19 protein-coding genes and 3 tRNA genes are annotated in these 17,102 nt (G+C 50.9%); 7 read left to right on the forward strand and 15 right to left on the reverse strand.

Annotated features, from left to right (window positions below; translation table 11 throughout):
* Positions 1 to 46: 46 nt before the first annotated feature.
* Positions 47 to 859, forward strand: coding sequence for a GNAT family N-acetyltransferase (locus BM427_RS13870; RefSeq protein WP_090122378.1), 813 nt, complete (start codon positions 47 to 49; stop codon positions 857 to 859).
* 18 nt (positions 860 to 877) lie between these two features.
* Here BM427_RS13870 and opgB read toward each other — a convergent pair whose 3' ends face one another.
* The 8 genes from opgB to BM427_RS13910 form a co-directional block, all read right to left on the reverse strand.
* A complete protein-coding gene (gene opgB, locus BM427_RS13875) occupies positions 878 to 3,169 on the reverse strand; it encodes a phosphatidylglycerol--membrane-oligosaccharide glycerophosphotransferase (protein WP_090122379.1) in 2,292 nt (763 codons plus the stop codon).
* Between the two features lie 241 nt (positions 3,170 to 3,410).
* A complete protein-coding gene (locus BM427_RS13880; protein ID WP_090122771.1) occupies positions 3,411 to 3,911 on the reverse strand; it encodes a YjjA family protein in 501 nt (166 codons plus the stop codon).
* A gap of 74 nt (positions 3,912 to 3,985) precedes the next feature.
* Positions 3,986 to 4,723, reverse strand: coding sequence for a replicative helicase loader DnaC (gene dnaC, locus BM427_RS13885; protein WP_090122381.1), 738 nt, complete (start codon positions 4,721 to 4,723; stop codon positions 3,986 to 3,988).
* A gap of 2 nt (positions 4,724 to 4,725) precedes the next feature.
* Complete coding sequence (gene dnaT / locus BM427_RS13890; protein WP_090122383.1) at positions 4,726 to 5,265, reverse strand: primosomal protein DnaT; 540 nt, start codon at positions 5,263 to 5,265, stop codon at positions 4,726 to 4,728.
* A gap of 151 nt (positions 5,266 to 5,416) precedes the next feature.
* Complete coding sequence (locus BM427_RS13895; RefSeq protein WP_007373019.1) at positions 5,417 to 5,845, reverse strand: organic hydroperoxide resistance protein; 429 nt, start codon at positions 5,843 to 5,845, stop codon at positions 5,417 to 5,419.
* 85 nt (positions 5,846 to 5,930) lie between these two features.
* Positions 5,931 to 6,380: a MarR family winged helix-turn-helix transcriptional regulator gene (locus BM427_RS13900; protein WP_090122773.1), complete on the reverse strand. Its 450-nt coding sequence runs from the start codon at positions 6,378 to 6,380 to the stop codon at positions 5,931 to 5,933.
* A 255-nt stretch (positions 6,381 to 6,635) separates the two neighbouring features.
* Positions 6,636 to 7,109: a threonine/serine exporter gene (locus BM427_RS13905; protein WP_090122384.1), complete on the reverse strand. Its 474-nt coding sequence runs from the start codon at positions 7,107 to 7,109 to the stop codon at positions 6,636 to 6,638.
* On the reverse strand, positions 7,100 to 7,876 hold the full coding sequence (locus tag BM427_RS13910) for a threonine/serine exporter family protein (protein ID WP_090122386.1): 777 nt from the start codon (positions 7,874 to 7,876) through the stop codon (positions 7,100 to 7,102). The genes BM427_RS13905 and BM427_RS13910 overlap by 10 nt, the downstream gene beginning before the upstream one ends.
* 537 nt (positions 7,877 to 8,413) lie before the next feature.
* Between BM427_RS13910 and BM427_RS13915 the strand changes: the two genes are divergently transcribed.
* A complete protein-coding gene (locus BM427_RS13915; RefSeq protein WP_341874204.1) occupies positions 8,414 to 9,001 on the forward strand; it encodes a helix-turn-helix domain-containing protein in 588 nt (195 codons plus the stop codon).
* A 146-nt stretch (positions 9,002 to 9,147) separates the two neighbouring features.
* Complete coding sequence (gene bglJ / locus BM427_RS13920) at positions 9,148 to 9,768, forward strand: DNA-binding transcriptional activator BglJ (RefSeq protein ID WP_090122387.1); 621 nt, start codon at positions 9,148 to 9,150, stop codon at positions 9,766 to 9,768.
* Between the two features lie 47 nt (positions 9,769 to 9,815).
* Here the strand turns inward: bglJ and BM427_RS13925 are convergent, their stop codons facing one another.
* Positions 9,816 to 10,274, reverse strand: coding sequence for a YbaK/EbsC family protein (locus BM427_RS13925; RefSeq protein WP_090122389.1), 459 nt, complete (start codon positions 10,272 to 10,274; stop codon positions 9,816 to 9,818).
* A gap of 336 nt (positions 10,275 to 10,610) precedes the next feature.
* Between BM427_RS13925 and BM427_RS13930 the strand changes: the two genes are divergently transcribed.
* Entirely contained in the window at positions 10,611 to 11,951 is a 1,341-nt protein-coding gene (locus BM427_RS13930) for a PTS sugar transporter subunit IIC (protein ID WP_090122390.1), read from the forward strand.
* A 49-nt stretch (positions 11,952 to 12,000) separates the two neighbouring features.
* On the opposite strand, the gene fhuF is transcribed toward BM427_RS13930, so the two are convergent.
* Complete coding sequence (gene fhuF, locus BM427_RS13935) at positions 12,001 to 12,789, reverse strand: siderophore-iron reductase FhuF (RefSeq protein WP_090122392.1); 789 nt, start codon at positions 12,787 to 12,789, stop codon at positions 12,001 to 12,003.
* 103 nt (positions 12,790 to 12,892) lie between these two features.
* Positions 12,893 to 13,957, reverse strand: a complete 1,065-nt coding sequence (locus BM427_RS13940; RefSeq protein ID WP_090122394.1) for a GGDEF domain-containing protein — start codon at positions 13,955 to 13,957, stop codon at positions 12,893 to 12,895.
* Positions 13,958 to 14,174: 217 nt separating this feature from the next.
* Between BM427_RS13940 and BM427_RS13945 the strand changes: the two genes are divergently transcribed.
* Complete coding sequence (locus BM427_RS13945) at positions 14,175 to 14,453, forward strand: DUF1435 domain-containing protein (protein WP_090122396.1); 279 nt, start codon at positions 14,175 to 14,177, stop codon at positions 14,451 to 14,453.
* 33 nt (positions 14,454 to 14,486) lie between these two features.
* Here the strand turns inward: BM427_RS13945 and BM427_RS13950 are convergent.
* The 4 genes from BM427_RS13950 to rsmC all read right to left on the reverse strand — a co-directional run bounded on the left by BM427_RS13950 (position 14,487) and on the right by rsmC (position 16,006).
* Positions 14,487 to 14,573 (reverse strand) — tRNA-Leu (locus BM427_RS13950).
* 32 nt (positions 14,574 to 14,605) lie between these two features.
* Positions 14,606 to 14,692, reverse strand: a tRNA-Leu gene (locus BM427_RS13955).
* 28 nt (positions 14,693 to 14,720) lie between these two features.
* A tRNA-Leu gene (locus tag BM427_RS13960) sits at positions 14,721 to 14,807 on the reverse strand.
* Positions 14,808 to 14,977: 170 nt separating this feature from the next.
* Positions 14,978 to 16,006 carry a 16S rRNA (guanine(1207)-N(2))-methyltransferase RsmC gene (gene rsmC, locus BM427_RS13965; RefSeq protein ID WP_090122398.1) on the reverse strand — a complete coding sequence of 343 codons (1,029 nt, stop codon included), beginning with the start codon at positions 16,004 to 16,006 and terminating at the stop codon, positions 14,978 to 14,980.
* A 265-nt stretch (positions 16,007 to 16,271) separates the two neighbouring features.
* Between rsmC and BM427_RS13970 the strand changes: the two genes are divergently transcribed.
* Complete coding sequence (locus tag BM427_RS13970; protein ID WP_090122400.1) at positions 16,272 to 16,685, forward strand: DNA polymerase III subunit psi; 414 nt, start codon at positions 16,272 to 16,274, stop codon at positions 16,683 to 16,685.
* Positions 16,654 to 17,094, forward strand: a complete 441-nt coding sequence (gene rimI, locus BM427_RS13975) for a ribosomal protein S18-alanine N-acetyltransferase (protein ID WP_090122401.1) — start codon at positions 16,654 to 16,656, stop codon at positions 17,092 to 17,094. The genes BM427_RS13970 and rimI overlap by 32 nt, the downstream gene beginning before the upstream one ends.
* The last annotated feature ends 8 nt before the right edge of the window (positions 17,095 to 17,102 follow it).

A 17,102-nucleotide genomic window follows, 5' to 3' on the forward strand; every position in this document is an offset into this window, starting at 1 on the left:
CGCTTCCCCGTGCTATGCTCACTGCATCATTTTGTGGAGAAGCCTTATGAACTTCGTCGCTATCCCTGCCATTCACTACAGTTGTACGCAACTTGCCGCCCTGGTTGGGCAATGTTTTGAAGGTTACAGCATACCGTTTTCTTTGCCGCCAGCGATATTTGCCCAGCGTTTTATCGCCGAAGGGCTTAGCCTTGTGGACTCCTGCGTCTGGCTGGATAGCGAGGAGCCTGCTGCGGTGGCTCTGATCACCCGACGCGGTGCATCGGCAAGGCTGGCTGCGTTCGCCATTCGGCCACAGTATCGGGCGCAGGGGATGGGCAAACGTCTTCTCCCTCCCTTAATAACCACGTTGCGTGATAAAGGCGTGCGTTTGCTGCGGCTGGAAGTCATTCAGGATAATCATCCGGCGGTTGCACTGTATCACTCACTCGGCTTTACCACTGTCCAACCACTTTATGGTTTTCAGGGCGCGAAGGCGGTGGAAGGTGAAGCGCACGCGTTGCAGGACATTGATCCGCTGATCGTGGTGCGCAAAGCGGTCTGCGAGAGTAATGCTACGCTCTCCTGGTTGACCGATCCGCTCTCCGCCGCATCATTACCGGCGCGGGCGTTTGAGTACCGTAATCATGCTCTTGCGGTGATTGCCACGCACATGGAGACGCCGCAGCTACGGTTTATTTATGTGGAGCCCGAGTACCGGCGCAGAGGATTTGCTGGCGAACTTCTGCGGGTGTTGAATCATCATTTTCCCGGTTTGAGCACCTCAGTGGTGGTGCCCGGTGCGTTTGCACCGTTGTTCGAGCGTGCGGGTTACAGCAGGCTTGCGCTCAGCCAGTATGAGATGAAGGCTGACCTGTAACGGCCAGCCTTCGATTCTTTAACCCTCGTCACTCAGTACCTTGATTTCTGCCAGCCCGATTCCAAGCTGACGTGGCGAGTGACCGAGGATATTCCCTTCGTTGGTGGATTGCGGGTCCGGTGGGACAATTACCAGCGTGCTGCTGCGGGATGGATTATCGAAGTGCAATGTCGTGGTGCTGAGCGCGTTATCCAGCGTCAGGGTTTGCTCTTCATCGCCGACACGCACCGGGATAGGGCGGTTGGCGTTCGGACCATACGCTTTGGCGGTAATGACCAGTTCGAAGTGTTCCGGCAGCGGCTGGTTATATTCAATCGATACTTCTTTGCCCAACTGCGCGTTGGACCAGCGCCCCCAGCTCTCCGGGCGGGAAATACCATTGAAGGCTTTCACCTCTTCCGGCGCGCCGGCAACGTTAAAGACAAAGCTGTCGGCTTTGTAGCGAATGTTGTTATCGAGGATCTTCAGCGTATTGACATTATTCTGGTAGCGATCGGTGTTGATCACGCTCTCTTTAAACGCGGTTTTGCCTTTCCACAATGCCTTATCGATATGTTGAACCTGCTGTTCGCCGCCGAGCTGCCCCTGCGAGACGCACCAGTCTGTAGATAGTGCGAGATCTGGCGACCACAGGCGCGCCATTTTGTAGCACCGATCGATCCACACGAAGTTATCGCGCGGCGCAAAGTCGGCAAGCTGGAAGCGCAGTGGCGCGGAATATTCGCTTTCTGGCAGCGGTTCAACATGATTACTGGAAACGCGCACCAGCAGCGGTAACCGGAATTGGCTACCCGAGAAGGCGACCATCTGTTTCTGGCTATCCACCGTGAATGCTTTCATCGTTTTCGGGAAGTTCCACAGGCGAATTACGTCCGGTTTCCACGCCAGCACTTTCTCTTTCATATTCAGGAATACTTCGGAGAGCGATTGGCCGGAAATACTGCTGCGCCCAAGGCCGAGGAAGTTGTCACCGCCGAGGATATCGAGCACGGTTGCGCCGTTATCCAGTGTGCTGCGTTTGATCCCGGAAACATCCTCCAGGGGCTCATCGCCGCGTATCACAAAGAACAGATCGCTGCGATCTTGTTTATTAAGGTATTTCCACGCCGTGTTGTTCATCGCCAGATGATCGGAAGAGACCACTATTACCGTGTTTTTAAACCATGGTGACGCTTTGATCTTATTGATCAACGCTGCGATATGCTGCTGGCTACAGGTGACGGCACTGAATGACTGGTTTGGCTTGCCATCATAGCTGTAACTTTTTCGCTCGCAGGTGCGCGAGATAAAACCATCCGGGTGGTGTGTATCGACGGTCAGCGCAAACAGTGAGAAGCGTTTGCCCGCGCGCGACAACTCTTCGTAGCGTTTCCAGACAGCATCCAACACTGTATCGTCGTAGAAGCCCCAGTCATTACGATAGTGGGGATCGGCTACCTGGCTTTTCAGCTCTTCCGCGCCAACGAGATAATCAAAACCGTGCGATTTCAGGAACACATCTTTCCCGGCAAAGCGCAGATTCGCGCCCTGGATAAAATGGTTCTCATAGCCGGAATTTTTCAGAATGTCGCCGAGGCAAAGATTCTGCGGGAAGAAACTGGACACAGAAGCGGAAGCGTTGCCTTCAAAAGGCGCGAACAGTGGAATGCCGCACTGCGAAGCGACCATCCCAGCGATGGTGTAATCCGTACCAGGGAGTTGCTCCGTATGGCTAAAGTCGAGGCTTTGCGCCTTCAGCGCGCCCAATTCCGGCGTCAGCCCAGGAAATGCCTCTTCATTGAAGTAGGTACGCTCCAGACTTTCGCCGTAAATGTAGACCAGATTGTATTTCGGTTCCGGGATCTTCTGCGCAGGGATTTTATAAAAGGTGGCGAAGTCGGGATCGCCTTCGCGCGTCTGGGATTTCACCAGTTCGGTGATTTGGCGGAATGCCGGGCTGGCATCGACTGAACCCAGCGCCAGCGCCAGTGCCAGCAGACTATAGCCAAAATGATGAGGCCGATGGCGACGGCGGCGCAGTACCCAGGCCAGTGCGCAGAACAAGGCCACCAGCGCGAGAACCAGACCCGCCCCGGGTAACATGTATTTGCTGATGCCCGCACCGGTCAGACTGTTGGTGAGGGTGTACAATACTGCGTCGTTAATGCCGTCGCCGGTGAAGTACTGGCTGGCATACAGCGTGATATTCAAAACAATAAACAGGCCCAATACCAGCAGCGTTGCAGTAAACCACCAGCTATTTCTCCCCGCTTTACAGGTGTAAATCACGACCGAGGCGAGAAACAGAGCAATAGAGAGCAATTCGGACAACCGTCACTCCTCATCAAGACCAGATATATTGCTGATTAATAATTTTTTTAACAGGAAAACTAATTTAATGGTGATGTCACACTTCTGCAATTGTAGTGTCACTTTATTCTAAATTGATTAAGAAATGGTTTAGGAAAAGATAATTCCGTTGTTCATCATGTCTGTTAACGGGCGGAGCAACAGAGAAAGAGAAGGGAAAAGGCCGCGTTCAGGCTGAAATAATGCTCAACGCGGCAGAAGATCACGAGAGGAAATTGACGCCCTGTTTCAGAACGATATCGCAGGCTTTAGACTTCACTTTTTCTGCCAGCGGTGTGTCGCCGATATTGCTCAGGTTCAACTGCTCGCCGTTTTTGGTATTCAGCATACCCTGAAGACCAGCCAAATAGTTGGTGTCCTGTTTCTGCTGGCTGGCGCCGAGCCCCAGTTTATCCAGCACCTGATTTTTCACATTCTCGGTATTGGTGAGTGAAGAGAGTTTGTTTTTAGCGCACCAGGTCATTACGCCTGCCGCATTGTTCATGGTCTTTGAACTGAGCGCCTGATTACCACCGTTAAGCAGGCCAGTCAGGGAGGAGAGAGATAACCCGCCCTGCTGCGAGGCGGTGCTGCTCTGGTTGTGCTGGCTAAGCTGGTTGGCGGCGCTGGAGAGCGTATCCTGCCAGGAAGCGGCGCTGGCTACGCTGGTTAGCAGGGCGCTGCTGATGGTAGAAGCGCAGAGCAGGCGTTTGGCGAATTTCATATCGTGCATATCCCGATGTTTCATTAAAGCGCTGAGTATACACCTGCGCAGATCCGCCACAGAGGTGAAAACTCTCAATACTCTTTACCGGTGACGCGGCTACGGTAGCTCTCCCAGTTGAAGATCACCCACAGACTGTTGCCGAGGCGCATCCTGTCCATTACGCGCTCGCCCAGCAGCTTATTCATCTCTTCCAGATTGCTGTTAGTGAGCATGCCGGTCGGGCGTTTGGACGAAGAACGCCTGTCGACTATCTGATTGATAATGACTTTTTCATAGCGAGATTCTGTTTGCATGCCGATTTCGTCAATCACCAGCAGATCGACGCTGCTTAAATCGTTCAGCAACTGTTCTTCACTGCTTTCGCGGTTGCCGAACGTTTCCTTCATTGCAGACATAATGTCGGCAACGGTAATGATCAGTACCGATTTCCCGCGCAGCAACAGTTCATTGCAGATGGCAGCGGCGAGGTGATTCTTGCCGGTGCCCGGTTTGCCGGAAAAGATAAAACTGGCGATATTGCCTTCAAACTCTTCGACATATTGACGTGCCTGGCTGAGGGCGCGCATCTGGCCCTCCGTTTCGACCCGGTAGTTTTCAAAAGAGCAGTTCTGGTGCAGCGGACGAATGCCGGAGCGATTAAAAGTGCGCTGCATTTTCATTGCGCGGTTTTCTCGCTCCAGCGCCGCCGAACGGATTGCGCCCTGTTCTTTCTGCCAGGCCATGAGTTCCTCGCCCGTTTTAAAGGCGGGCTCGGTGTTGGCGGGCATCATCTTTTGCAGTCGCTTCATCAATTCGCCGACGTTTTTCATCGTTATCCTCTAAAGCCTGGTGGGATTTGATTGTCCGGTTCTGACAGTGCATTGATATCGCGTTTCGCCGTGCCATTCTGGCTGGCTCGACCGATCTGTACGCTGCGCGCCAGCTTTTGTTGCCACTGTACATGGTGGAATACTTTGCCTTCGGCCTGCCAGTAGGCAACAAACGAGGCCAGCTCTTCCTGCGTGACAGGTTGCGTTAACGCAATACCCCACAATGCAGCCAGACGCTGGAAGTCTGCATCCGGTTGCCAACCGGCGTACATGGCAAATTTGCCCATCGGCACATTCACCGGCGCGGCAGCAGGTTCTTCATAAAATTGTGCATCGAGGGCAATGTCGCTGGCGGGCCGCGCAAGGCGTGCTTCAAGCGCCAGTAATTGCTCAAGGCGCTGCTGTGTGATGGCATAAAACGCGGGACTGTTATTGGCAAAAACAGCGACAGCGCCGCCTTCCGTGCGGGCCAGGACACTGGCGTGATCGCGCACAAACTCATCAATGCCGATGACATTCGATGTCAGGATTCTGGAAGACATAACGCGTTCTCAAACAGGATTACTACGGATAAGGCGCTCTGTGTTTTTTTCGCACAGGCATAATGACACATAGTAACACAGTGAGCGGAAAGGGCAGTACAGCATGAAAAAAGCCGGGTATCCCCGGCTGTTTAACGTGTCGGCTTGCGCGTTACGCAATAATGTTCAGCGTAACGTCGATATTGCCTCGGGTGGCATTGGAATACGGGCAAACGATGTGCGCGGCATCGACCAGTTTTTTCGCTTCGGCGGCGTCCATCCCTGGCAGATGGATATTCAGTTTCGCTTCGATACCGAAACCGGTAGGCAGCGGACCAATGCCTACCTCACCTTCGATAAACGCATCTTTCGGTATAGCGATTTTGTCGCGACCAGCAACGAACTTCATAGCGCCGAGGAAGCAGGCGGAGTAGCCCGCAGCGAACAGTTGTTCCGGGTTGGTCACTTCACCGCCGGCGCCGCCCATCTCTTTTGGTACGCCCAGTTTGACATCCAGGACGCCGTCTGAAGAAGTTGCGCGGCCGTCACGGCCTCCGGTTGCTTTAGCTTTAGCAGTGTAGACGACTTTTTCTAATGACATGGCAGGTTCCTTAATTATCTTGATTGTTTGCTATAAAATAGCGTGCTATTTATTTGCTAAACATAAACTCCCTGCAAAAAGGAGTTCATGCTTGTTGAAAATTCTGGCGAAGCTGTTCCAGTTGTTGCTTGATATCTTGCAGCGTCGCGTTATCACAGGCCATAGCACAGCCTATCGCTTGCGGAATGGACGTCGCTTGCTGCTGCAAGGTGCGCCCGCTTTCGCTTAACGTAATCACCACTTGCCGCTCATCCTGGCGTGAACGCTGACGGCGAATCAGCCCTGCGCTTTCCAGTCGCTTAAGCAGCGGCGTCAGTGTTGCTGAATCCAGAAACAGGCGCTCACCAATCTCCGACACGGTGATGTCGTCCTGTTCCCACAGCACCAGCATTACCAGATACTGTGGATAGGTAAGATTCAGCGGAGCCAGAAGCTGCCGGTAGAGCTTATGCAGCGCCAGGTTTGTTGAGTAGAGCGCAAAACAAAACTGGTTGTCTAAGGCGAGCTGTGCATTTTTGTTCGGTGTCGTTTTCATGTTTTTAATATAGATAGTGCGCGATTTAATTGCAAGGTATTTTTTACGGACAGGTATCACGCAACGTCGACCACCCTCTCCCGATTGTACTGGCGCTGTGCAGTAGCATCATGATTCTCTTCAAATAGCCTGTAATAAGAGTAGCTGTTGGCGATCTAATAAAAGCTGAAACTGTTCATTAGACGGTGACGTCGCGGGTATTGACGTTTTTATCGACCCCCCCCTTTTTTTGCTGGCTGAGGCAGAAAACACATCTCAAACGCGCGGGCGTTTGCGGTATATCCACAGCCCGGGAATCGACAGGCCAATAGAAAGCGCGCCAACGATCGATGAGGCTTTCAGGAAATTCGTCAGTAACAGGATCATTAACTCTTCGCTGTAGCCAAAGTGGCCAATTTTCACAGCAGAAATCATCGCTGTGTAGGCCGGGATGCCCGGAAACATTGGAATTACTGCTGCCACAGTAAACACTTTAGGATGCGCAAGGTACCATCGCGACCAGCGAATGCCTATTGAGCCCACCAGCATGGCGGCAACAAAGGTTGACCATTCGATATTAAAACCCCAGTACATTAGCGCAAAGCGGGAACCGTGGCCTAGTGCGCCAAGAAGCGCACACCAGGACAGGGCACGATGAGGAACGTTGAAAACCATGGCAAATCCAATGGCAGGGATTGCGGCCAGCAACATATCTTGTAAAAGTGCCAGAACAAAGGCGATCACATCCATCCGCGTAGCCCCCACAGTGTCATTGCCATCACCACGCCGATACAGGTGGCGAGGGTTAATAAGCTGGCAATGGCCCAGCGCGCAAGACCAGTGTTGATATGACCTTTGAACATATCGGCAACCGCGTTTATCAGCGGAAAACCGGGTACCAGCAACAGCACGCTGGCGGCCATGGAGACAGTTGATGAATGAACAAAGGCAGGTAATGTCAGCATCAAGCCGGAAACGGTCGTTGCCACAAAGGCAGTAATGCAGAAATTAATCTGTGGGTGCATGTGGCGATTCGCCAGTAGCAACCGCACATACATCGCCACACTGCTCGCACAGAGCGTAATAAATGCACCGTCCCAGCCGCCGTTATTGAGTTTGCAGAAACAGGCGCAGGAGAGGCCAACCATAAGCGTGACCAGCCAGCGCGGGTAACGCAGCGGTTTAACCAGGGCAAATCGCTTGCCAACGTCCTTGGCATCCAGCAGCTTATGTTCGGTCATGATCACGATATGCTGTATTTCCGTTACTACATGCATATTGATTCCGTGATCGCTGTTTTTACGTGTTGAGGTCAGGCATTGTCCGTCTTTGATGGTTGTCAGAACAATGGCGTTAGAGGAGATGAGACTTTCAACGCTGTCCATACCCAGCGCGATGCCCAGGCGTGTTGATAGCTCCTCCACCAATGCGCTCTCTGCACCATGCTGCAACAAAAAAAGGCCACACTGAATACACAACCGCGTAATGGCGCGCTGTGATGACTGGTCTGTTTGCATGATTACCCTGGTATCTGTTAACACAACGCTCGCGAAGGATGGAGCATAAAAGATAGTTTTAGCATAAGTGACAGGCAGAATAGCGCTCAGGTAGATCAAGATTTGTGCAGTAAGTCACGCTGAAGTATACGCTGAGATCTTCTTAATTATCTGGTTAACGATTCATTTAAAATTCTTTATAAAAAATTAGATGAAAAGAAAAATGGAATTGTTATTTTTAGCTAGTAACTTGATTTTTTTGTAAGATATTTCTTAATCATTTGTTAACATTGTTGTTTTATCTTAAATAGATTGCCTTTGATTGATTTAAATTGCCTCCTTATTTTTAATAACATGCGAGATAATCTGCCTGGTGATATGTTATAGTAAGATGTAAATTGTTAATGCAATAATTCCGGCTCTTTATGTTTGACCCCAACTCATAAATTTCGTCAATTATTTCGGCGGCGTTTATCCAGATAATTTCATTATCTGTGGTTACTATTGGAAAAGTCATCATGCGGATTAATAGAACTCGCAAATGGATGTGGAGATTTTATGTTATCAGCAGACAACACTCGTGGGATTGTTATTAGCCAGACTCCGGTTCTCATGGCCGGGATTGGCGCTATACTTGAACGTCATTTTCCTGAATACACCCTCAATTATTATTCCTGTGTAGAAGAGATAGAACTTCTGCAATTAAAGAGCGCTCGCTTGGTTATTGTTGACATCTCTGACGAGCCTTTCTATGGGAGAAAACGCTGTCAGAGTTATTATTCTCTTTTTTCTCAAAGCGATAGCTCACTCTGGATCTTTTTCACTCCACGTACAATGCTGCCTGTGGCAATGGAGTTTTTATTTCGCCCACGTATCACGTTACTCTCCAGCCAGGAGCCCGTTGAAGGGGTGATTAATGCTATTCGTCACGGATATGGGAGTGAGGGAAGAATTAGCCGGGTACTTATACCTGAGGGAATGGGCAGGAGTGCCGTTGATACTCCTCAAAGTAAAATACTGACGCTATCTGAACGCAACGTGTTACGTCTTCTTGGAAAAGGTTGGGGAATAAAACAAATTGCAGTACTGCTCAAAAAAAGTAATAAAACAGTGAGTGCGCAGAAAAGTAGTGCAATGAGGCGGTGATCATTACGGAGTAATGCGGATTTATATCTATGGATTAATAGCAGCCAGGGAATTGCAGAGTTGAAATCAGGCGTGATAGATGGAGACCGAAATGAATGGAAAATAGCCACGCAAAGGGAAATGTCGCCATTATTGAAAAGTGCGCAATGAGTCGGGAGGGATTACGACATTTATTTAGTGAATCGTCTATTAATCAGTATTCATTTCATTTTTTTAAAGAGTACTCGGTGTTACACCAGGCATTTAAGTACACGCCTTTTTTTTCCGTTATCTATTCACTTTTGGGACACAGGAAAGAGCGGCGGGAGTGCCTGACGTGTTTGCACTGGCTTTCGCTTTCTTACCCCGATGTTCAGCATGTTGTTCTGGCGGGGGACGATCGAGAAGCCCAACTGGTGGGACATCTCTCTCCCTTGAGGCTACATGGTATTTTGAGCAAATCGTCCCCGCTGATTGTGTTACTGGAGCAACTGGGGATGCTACTGGGAGAAACACGGCATATTAATGAAAACATGATCAATAATTGGTACGTGAGACAGTGTCGGACGCTCAGCCCGACAGAATGGGAGCTCCTGAATTACCTGGGGCGCGGTTCTTCGCTGGTCGAGATAGCTTCGTTGTTGGATCGGAATGTGAAAACTATCCGCGCGCATAAATTCAACGCGATGACGAAGTTGGGTATTACGTCTGACGTCGGATTATTGGACGCTGCAGACATTCTGACCTGGAACCCACCAGCTCCCCCTTCAACGTCGGAGCTGATGTAGTTCAGAGCGGTTTTAGCGCCAGGTTTGCTGTATCTGGCACTGTGACGTTACAGGCAAACGTCAATCCATTTTGCGCGGGTGAGTTCAGCCATTCGCTCAGGTGAAATGCGGACTGCGCTGTGGATGGCTCCCGCAGCGGGCAGGACTTCCGGATACTGTTTTAGTGAGATATCACAATATATTGCCAACGGGTTTTCTAACCCAAACGGACAGACTCCGCCCACCGGATGCCCGGTAATCACAACGACCTCATCGCTGCTCAGCATGCGAGCTTTCGCGCCAAAGGTGCTTTTCAGTTTTTTGTTATCCAGGCGAGCGTCGCCTTTAGCTACGACGAGAATAACTTCATTTTTTACTTTTAATGACAGCGTCTTGGCGATTTGCCCTGGTTCAACATGGTGCGCGGCGGCGGCCAGTGCAACAGTCGCGGTACTTTGGTTCAGCTCAATAATATCGATATCGGGGGCATTGTCGGCAAAGAATTGCCGCACGGACTGCAAACTCATGATGTTCTCCTGACTGGGATCGCTATTAATCTGTCATAAGCCTGTTATCCATGTAAATATCCCGATGTAACAAACCTTTCTACAAAGTTTCTCGATCGCCTTCACAATCGCAGAAACCGGTTACAGTAACCGGTTGCAGTGTCCTCATCGCGGGTTAATACTCATTTTGTCCTTCCTTCTGTACCTAAAATCAAAAAAGAGCCGTCTATGAAACCTACACTGCTTTGTCGTAATGCTGGTTTAAAAACCCGCATGGTTTCAAACCTAAAAATGGATCGCTGCACGGCAAAACATCCGCTGGTGCGCTTATTTTTTTAGTCTGACAGGAGAGCTGATATGTCTGCTAACCATGCTGCGTTTAATCTTATTTTCCGGTTTATAGAAAACTATGTTAGCCCGATCGCCGGGCGGATCTCTTCTCAACGTCATGTTATGGCCATCCGTGACGGCTTTATTTCTGCGATGCCGTTTATGATTGTTGGCTCATTCTTACTGGTCTTTGCCTATCCGCCTTTTTCACCGGATACCACCTGGGGATTTGCGCGCGCCTGGCTGGATCTGGCGAAACAGTATGAAGGGCGGATCCTTACGCCTTTCGATATGACGATGGGCATTATGTCCATTTATATCTGTGCAGCGATTGCTTATAACCTCGGTAAGCATTACGTGAAGTCGCATCAGCTCGATCCTTTCATGTGCGCGATGCTGTCGCTGATGGCGTTTTTACTGGTTGCGGCCCCGAAAACCAACGGTACGCTTCCGGTAGACAGCCTGGGTGGAACCGGTATTTTCACCGCAATACTGGTGGCGATTTACTGTGTCGAAATGATGCGTTTCCTGAAGGCGCACAATATTGGCATTCGTCTGCCGGATCAGGTGCCGCCGATGATCAAAAATTCGTTTGATCTGCTGATCCCGGTGCTTGTCGTCGTGCTGACACTCTACCCGTTAAGCCTGTTGATCCAGTCGCAGTTCACTATGTTCATCCCACAGGCGATTATGGCGCTGTTCAAACCGCTGGTAGCGGCGGCGGATTCTCTGCCGGCGATCCTGCTGGCGGTGATTATTGCTCATCTGTTGTGGTTTGCCGGTATTCACGGTGCGGCTATTGTTTCGGGCATGCTGCAAATGTTCTGGTTAACCAATCTGGGGATCAACCAGAGCGCGCTGGCGCAGAGCGCGCCGTTGCCACACATCTTTATGGAAGCGTTCTGGACTTTCTTTATTGTGATAGGTGGCTCCGGCGCGACAATGGGGCTGGTGTTCTGCTATTTACGCAGTCGCTCGGTTCATCTGCGCTCGATTGGTCGGCTGAGCGTAGTGCCCAGTATCTTCAATATCAATGAACCGGTGATTTTCGGCACCCCAATTGTCATGAATCCAGTGTTCTTTATTCCTTTCCTGCTGGCACCGACAGTCAATGCTATTGTTGCGTGGGCCGCCATGAAGCTGGATCTGATTGGCAGAGTGATTTCTGTTGTACCGTGGACGGCACCCGCACCGATTGGCGGAGCATGGGCGCTTGGCTGGGATTTCCGTGCCGCGATTCTTGTCATACTGCTTGCCTGTATTTCTGCCGTTATCTATTTCCCTTTCTTTAAAGTGTATGAGAAACAGCTCCTGGAACAGGAGGCGGAAGAGGCACAGCGTACAGAGGATGAAAAACAGATCGCTTAAAACAGTCGGGCCCGGGAATACCATCAAGGGAGGCGTAATGCCTCCCGGATTATTTCAGCGTGCAATCACCGCACTGTTGTACATCTGGCAGCCGGTAACGCTGGCAGCAGGTACGACGTACCAGCGCACCATCGCGCAGTACAACAGTGCGCCACAGTGGATTGTCGCTGCCGTCGGAAAGCTGTTTTTCGAAGAAACAGCTCTGGCGTAATGTCGTGATGTGTGCTTCACCCAGCAGCGGGATCATCTCACCCAGGCACCAGTTGATCAGATAGCCGCTGTTGCTCCAGATAAGTTTGCCATTGATATCTCCCGTGGCTTCCAGTGCCTGAACTACCGGCAGCATTGCCTGCGAAACCAGTGCGGTAATCCGCTGCGCATCATTTTGTGCGGTTAGCTGATGGTCCCGCTGTATATCAATCCAGAAACAGGCCGCGCGTCCTGTTTCATGAAATTCAACGTGAAAATGTTCAGGTGCGAGGCTAATAGCGCTTTTTTGCGTTAACAGCGCCAGTAGTAAGGGAGGCACCATTAATCCCAGATACCATTGTGCCCATAGTGACAGCAGCGGTTTGTTTTCGCGCGGTAGCGCCATTTGGTGACGATAAATATGATCGGAATAAGTCGCAATCAGCGATTGTAGCGCGGCTGGCCGTGACCATTCTGCCAGTGTCTGTGCTTGCCATGGTACGGGTTCATTAAAGCGGATAACATCGAGCAGATGGGCGCGCGTGTTGGCGATCGTTTCCCGCATCGCATTAGCCATCGAATCGCGTTCATCAACGAGATGGCTTCTCCGGATAACATGTTCAGTGATCGATGCGGTACGGTAAGTCATACTACTCGTTGGATGAGGAATGCAGATGATAATGATTAACAATCCTATCTACAGGTAAAACCGATAGCAAGATTTTTTATCGTAAAGTTAGCGCTGCGGCGCCTCAGGCGAGGTGCAATTCCCCGCTTACCAGAATATTGTTGCGGCCCAGATGCTTAGCTTCATATAACGCTTTATCTGCCCGCTCAATCGCTGCGTCGATATTGTTATCCAGCAAGGGGGCAATACCAATGCTGATGGTGACATTGGTGGCGACACTTTCATTAAACATATGCGGGATCTTCAGATCGTACACTTTCTGGCGAATGCGCTCGGCAGCCAGGCGCGCATGTTCCAGATCGGTATTATTCATCAGGATCATGAATTCTTCGCCGCCAAAGCGCGCGACGATATCGCGGGAACGCACGGCATCCCGCAATGCCGCAGAGACGCGAATCAGCGCCTGATCGCCCATCATATGGCCGTAGTGGTCGTTATAAGCCTTGAAGTGGTCGATATCCAGCAGCAGGACAAACAGTGAACTATCATCCAGCGCCAGTAGGTTATCGATTTTTGATTGCAGCCCGCGGCGGTTATATAACCCGGTAAGAGGATCTAGCATGCTCAAATCGTTTAAGGTCTTCCGTTCCTGCATTAAACGGTTCATTAACGCCTGGGCGAAATTATCATTACGCTTCTGAATCGCATGTTGTATGGCGATACCTAATACCGGCAAAGCAAAACTAAATATTAAACGGAGCTCGTTCTCCGGTCCGGAGAAATAGAGGCAAGCGACGAATACCGGCAATGAATGCAACAGAAACGCAGCAATGTTATTAGAAAAAGCAATCGAGCCAATAAAGAGAACATTCAGCAGGGCGATCAGCAAATATGATGAGGCGTTATGCTGGAATAAACCAAATTTCATGATTACATGCCATGCCCAAAGGCTGCCAAACATAAGAGAAATCAACGGGATATTGATTTTCTTTTTCGGACAGTATCTGTGCCATGCGGGCAACACGGCGCTCAACGCAAAAATGATACACGCTGGCAACGTAAAGGCACGCTGGTTATAGAGTGGCAGAGCCATGCAGGACATTGCTGAGAGTGCATTGAGTAGCAAGAAGAGTCGCAGGGACAATCGATATCTCTTGTTACATAGAGATTGCCAGGTTTGTAATTTCATACCTAAAAATCGTTATTTATCCGCAATGTAACACGATGTAGTGAGTCGATAAGGAAAGAAATAACGCGAAGAAACAGTCATCGCGGAAAATTAGTGATTTGGATTTTTATTTAAGCAACGCTTAATTTATCACCTTAGGGAATGTCTGTCATCAGAAGATGAGCGATATCTATATTATGATAGCGGCAGAATGCTGACAAATGAGAAGTAATACCATATGATATTGGTTATCATTATCGGTATCAGAGATGAAAACATGTTGCAGCGAGTGCTGGGAAGTGGTTGGGGGATCGTCCTGCCGGGCATGATTGTTGCCGTTCTGGCATTGGCTGATCTTTCGAACAACGCATGGCGGATGGTAATTTTGCTGGCTTTATTGCTGACTCCAGTGATGCTTTACCATAAGCGGTTACGGCATTTTATCCTGTTGCCTTCGGGCGTTGCTCTGGTCGGGGGAATGATAATGATGTTGTTGAACTTGAAAGCAATGGTGTAGCAGGGAAGTCATACAGGGGAAGTATAAGATATCTGGTGCGAGGGGGGGGACTTGAACCCCCACGTCCGTAAGGACACTAACACCTGAAGCTAGCGCGTCTACCAATTCCGCCACCTTCGCACAGTCATCTTACTATTCAGATATCGCCTCGTTGGTGCGAGGGGGGGGACTTGAACCCCCACGTCCGTAAGAACACTAACACCTGAAGCTAGCGCGTCTACCAATTCCGCCACCTTCGCACAGTGCGAGCGATATCTACGTGGTTTATGGTGCGAGGGGGGGGACTTGAACCCCCACGTCCGTAAGAACACTAACACCTGAAGCTAGCGCGTCTACCAATTCCGCCACCTTCGCATACCATCGATACTTTTGAAGTATCGTTACCACGGAGGCGCATTCTAGATGTTTTCAACTTTTCGTCAATAGATAATTGCTGAGAACACCACTGATTGCTGCAAAAATGGACGCTATGAATGGATAAAAAGAAGAATCCCGGCGAACAGCACTCGCCGGGAAAAGAGCGATTATTTCAGTGCCTGGCGCGTCATTACAGTGCGGTAAACCTTGAAACGCCCGGTTTGCGCGAGCACTTCATGGAAACCGAAGGTCTGATCTAACACATCCGGGTACGGCAGGAAGGCGTTAGCGACAATGCGCAGCTCGCCGCCGCTGTTCAGATGACGCACCGCACCGCGTATCAACGTCTGCGCAGCTTCAAGACTGGTTTGCAGGCCATCATGGAACGGTGGATTGGAGATAATCATATCGAAGCGCCCCGTGACTTCAGAGAAGACATTGCTGGCAAAGACCTCCCCTTCAAAGCCGTTGGCGGCAAGCGTCGCGCGGCTGGCTTCTACCGCTGGAGCGGAAACGTCGCACAAGGTTAAACGTACTTTCGGCGAATGGCTCGCCAGCACCGCTGCCAACACACCGGCGCCGCAGCCAACATCCAGCACTTTACCTTTCGTGTGCGGTGTCAGGGTCGAGAGCAACAACTGGCTGCCCACATCTAATCCATCACGGCTAAAGACGCCCGGCAGGGTTTTAATCGTCAGATCGCCCAGTGCATACTCGCCCCAGAAACCATTCGCATCAAAGTCAGATTTCTTCTCCAGACGACCGTAATACAGGCCGCAGCGACGCGCGCTGTCTATTTTGTTGAGCGGGCAATACACAGCCAGCATCTGCTCGGCGCTTCGCACGCCGCTACGGTTTTCGCCGACGACGAAAATATCGCAGCCAACAGGCAGCAGCGACAGCAGATTCATTAGTTGAAACTGCGCTTCGGGTTTATTTTTGGGCCAGTAATAGATCAGCGTATCGACCTCGCCGATCGTATCATTGTCAGCGACCAGGCTGTAACAGGCGCGTTCGCCCATCTGCTGGTTTAAGGTTTGCCACTGGTGAAACTGTTGTGTCCAGGCACGGCTTTCAGCCGTCTCCAGACGCGCTGGCAGGTCATCCTGCAAATCACCGGCAAACAGAATGCGGTTGGTTTCGAAATCGTCACTGTGGCGCAGCAAGACTTCACTTGCCGGGGTAAAAGCAGACATGAATGGGGGTTCCTCGTTTAACTCAGGCGGCGATTATACACGTTATCCTTCAAACTGCCTCTTTGTTGGCTTCGCCTTTGCACCCCAGTCACTGACTTATGTAAGCTCCTGGGGCTGCGCGGTCTTTGCTGCCTCGACGCAGTGTGAATGATGTTGTGTAGATGCGTTATCCTGCACACTGTTTCGTTGGGGGCGAGTGTCGTTGATGGCGCATTTTCGCCGAGTTTGCTATATTTGCGCGCCTGACACACAGGAGTGTTTCGCTATGACTTCCCGACGCGACTGGCAATTACAGCAACTGGGCATTACTCAGTGGAGCTTGCGACGCCCGGCGGTGTTGCAGGGCGAAATCGCCATTTCGCTGCCTGCCCATATTCGTTTGGTGATGGTCGCTTTCGAACCGCCGATGCTTGCCGAACCGCTGGTGAGCGACGTACTGCGTGCGCTTACCATTACGGTGGATCAGGTATTACAGTTGACGCCGGATCGCGTCGCGATGCTGCCGCCGGGCAGCCAGTGCAACAGTTGGTGGCTGGGCGTCGATGAACCTCAATCACTGGCGGGTGCACAGGTCGCAACGCCCGGCATGGATGAATTACGCACTAACCCTGCGGCACGCGCCGCGTTATGGCAACAAATCTGCGAACATGAACACGATTTCTTCCCTCAGCACGGCTGATTTAGCCCGCGCATATCAGATTGAAACACGGGCGCACGCCTTCCCCTGGAGCGAAAAGACCTTCGCCAGCAATCAAGGGGATCGTTATCTCAACTACCGGTTAATGGTGGGCGATGAGATGGCGGCTTTCGCCATTACGCAAGTTGTGCTGGATGAAGCCACATTGTTCAACATCGCAGTTGATCCCGCCTGGCAACGCAAAGGGTTTGGCCGCAAGTTGCTTGAACATTTGATCCGCGAGCTGGAAGGCTGTGAGGTATTAACCCTGTGGCTGGAAGTGCGCGCTTCTAACGTGGGCGCGATTGCACTGTATGAAAGTGTAGGTTTTAACGAGGCGACAATCCGCCGCAATTACTATCCCACCGCCAACGGGCGCGAAGACGCGATAGTGATGGCTCTGTCAATTTAAAAAGGTGA

The sequence above is a fragment of the Kosakonia arachidis genome (assembly GCF_900116535.1).
Lineage (GTDB): Bacteria > Pseudomonadota > Gammaproteobacteria > Enterobacterales > Enterobacteriaceae > Kosakonia > Kosakonia arachidis.

Bases quoted from the DNA above. Each gene is read 5' to 3' on its own strand.
- BM427_RS13880 (WP_090122771.1), bottom strand. From the start codon at position 3,911: ATGAAATTCGCCAAACGCCTGCTCTGCGCTTCTACCATCAGCAGCGCC.
- rimI (WP_090122401.1), top strand. From the start codon at position 16,654: ATGAACACGATTTCTTCCCTCAGCACGGCTGATTTAGCCCGCGCATAT.
- BM427_RS13870 (WP_090122378.1), top strand. From the start codon at position 47: ATGAACTTCGTCGCTATCCCTGCCATTCACTACAGTTGTACGCAACTT.
- BM427_RS13945 (WP_090122396.1), top strand. From the start codon at position 14,175: ATGATATTGGTTATCATTATCGGTATCAGAGATGAAAACATGTTGCAG.
- BM427_RS13925 (WP_090122389.1), bottom strand. From the start codon at position 10,274: ATGAGTTTGCAGTCCGTGCGGCAATTCTTTGCCGACAATGCCCCCGAT.
- BM427_RS13940 (WP_090122394.1), bottom strand. From the start codon at position 13,957: ATGAAATTACAAACCTGGCAATCTCTATGTAACAAGAGATATCGATTG.
- bglJ (WP_090122387.1), top strand. From the start codon at position 9,148: ATGAGTCGGGAGGGATTACGACATTTATTTAGTGAATCGTCTATTAAT.
- dnaC (WP_090122381.1), bottom strand. From the start codon at position 4,723: ATGAAAAACGTCGGCGAATTGATGAAGCGACTGCAAAAGATGATGCCC.
- BM427_RS13915 (WP_341874204.1), top strand. From the start codon at position 8,414: ATGTTATCAGCAGACAACACTCGTGGGATTGTTATTAGCCAGACTCCG.
- BM427_RS13905 (WP_090122384.1), bottom strand. From the start codon at position 7,109: ATGGATGTGATCGCCTTTGTTCTGGCACTTTTACAAGATATGTTGCTG.
- rsmC (WP_090122398.1), bottom strand. From the start codon at position 16,006: ATGTCTGCTTTTACCCCGGCAAGTGAAGTCTTGCTGCGCCACAGTGAC.
- BM427_RS13930 (WP_090122390.1), top strand. From the start codon at position 10,611: ATGTCTGCTAACCATGCTGCGTTTAATCTTATTTTCCGGTTTATAGAA.
- BM427_RS13910 (WP_090122386.1), bottom strand. From the start codon at position 7,876: ATGCAAACAGACCAGTCATCACAGCGCGCCATTACGCGGTTGTGTATT.
- fhuF (WP_090122392.1), bottom strand. From the start codon at position 12,789: ATGACTTACCGTACCGCATCGATCACTGAACATGTTATCCGGAGAAGC.
- BM427_RS13900 (WP_090122773.1), bottom strand. From the start codon at position 6,380: ATGAAAACGACACCGAACAAAAATGCACAGCTCGCCTTAGACAACCAG.
- BM427_RS13895 (WP_007373019.1), bottom strand. From the start codon at position 5,845: ATGTCATTAGAAAAAGTCGTCTACACTGCTAAAGCTAAAGCAACCGGA.
- BM427_RS13970 (WP_090122400.1), top strand. From the start codon at position 16,272: ATGACTTCCCGACGCGACTGGCAATTACAGCAACTGGGCATTACTCAG.
- dnaT (WP_090122383.1), bottom strand. From the start codon at position 5,265: ATGTCTTCCAGAATCCTGACATCGAATGTCATCGGCATTGATGAGTTT.